Source organism: Burkholderia sp. 9779_493 (genome assembly GCF_015712215.1).
Classification (GTDB): domain Bacteria; phylum Pseudomonadota; class Gammaproteobacteria; order Burkholderiales; family Burkholderiaceae; genus Burkholderia; species Burkholderia cenocepacia.
In genome coordinates this window covers 1-461 of record NZ_JACCQA010000110.1, presented here as the reverse complement: position 1 = coordinate 461, position 461 = coordinate 1, and the positions used below count along the sequence as shown (strand labels likewise).

1 protein-coding gene is annotated in these 461 nt (G+C 56.0%); it reads right to left on the bottom strand.

The genetic code is table 11. The annotated features are described in order from the left end of the window. Positions 1 to 461, bottom strand: a 461-nt coding sequence (locus H0X95_RS35715; RefSeq protein ID WP_196446438.1) for an FAD-dependent monooxygenase, incomplete at both ends; no start/stop codon positions are given.

The window sequence follows — 461 nt, the reverse complement described above, 5'->3', positions numbered from 1 at the left end:
GATTATTACTGAATCCGGCATAAAACAGATCCATACCACTTTGCATAATGAAGTTATCCGCCATGCGCCGCATCTGGTAACGCTTGAGGACAGGATAACTGGCCCACGCTTCGCCGTAGCTGCGGGCGTTGACCAGAACATCAATCAGGGCATCGACATCACGATAACCAAGATTCACTCCCTGCCCCGCCAGCGGATGGATGGTATGCGCGGCATCGCCCACCAGCGCAAGCCCTGGCTGCACGTACTGCAACGCATGGCGACGCGTCAGCGGAAACGCACCAGCGGCAAGCGGTGTAACGTAACCCAGACGCGACGGGAAATGCTTCGCGATTTCCGCCTGGAGTTGCGCCATATTCATATTCTGCAACTGGCGAATACGTACCGGAGAGTCATACCACACCAGCGATGCCCAGTTATCAAACAACGGCAGAAACGCACGCGGTCCGTCCGGGGTAAAT